The organism is Roseateles sp. P5_B10, assembly GCF_056400485.1.
Genome location: NZ_JBFULE010001778.1, coordinates 1 through 516 on the forward strand (window position 1 = coordinate 1; position 516 = coordinate 516).

2 protein-coding genes are annotated in these 516 nt (G+C 69.2%); both read right to left on the minus strand.

Annotated features, from left to right (window positions below):
- Window positions 1-240 (minus strand): type I phosphoribosyltransferase (locus AC1DU6_RS35855; RefSeq protein ID WP_477863417.1); only part of this gene is annotated, 240 nt, incomplete at its 3' end.
- On the minus strand, window positions 237-516 hold a 280-nt coding region (ruvX, locus tag AC1DU6_RS35860), incomplete at its 5' end, for a Holliday junction resolvase RuvX (protein ID WP_477863419.1). The genes ruvX and AC1DU6_RS35855, both read right to left, overlap by 4 nt.

Consider the following 516-nt stretch of genomic DNA (forward strand, 5'->3'; position numbering starts at 1 on the left):
GTCGAAGGGCAGCGAGGTGTGGTCGGCCTTGGCCAGGCCGCGTGAGCCGAAGTCGTCGCGGTGCAGCACGCTGGAGATGGTGCCGGCGTCGGCCAGGCCCAGGTCGACGGCCAGCCGCTCGGCCAGCCAGGCGCCGCCGCTCCAGATGCCCACGAGGGCAGTGTCGGCGGTCAGCAGTCGCTGCACGCCGCGCCTGAGCTCGAGGTAAAGGCCTTCAGCGTCCAGCTTGAGGTCACTCATGGGTGTTCCCGGAAAAATTGTTCAAGGATGAGGGCAGCCGCTGCGGCGTCCACGTCGTGCGCGCCTTCAGCCTCGGCTTCGACGCTGGTGTAGCGCTCGTCCACTTCGAAGACCGGCAGGTGATGGCGCCCGGCCAGCCGGCGACCGAAATTCTGTGCCTTGGCCGTCATCTCGTGGGGCGCGCCGTCGGGGTGGCGCGGCACGCCGATGACGAGGGCGTCGGGCTGCCAGGTCTTGACGAGGGCGGCAATCGCGTCGAAATCGCCACTCCTGACC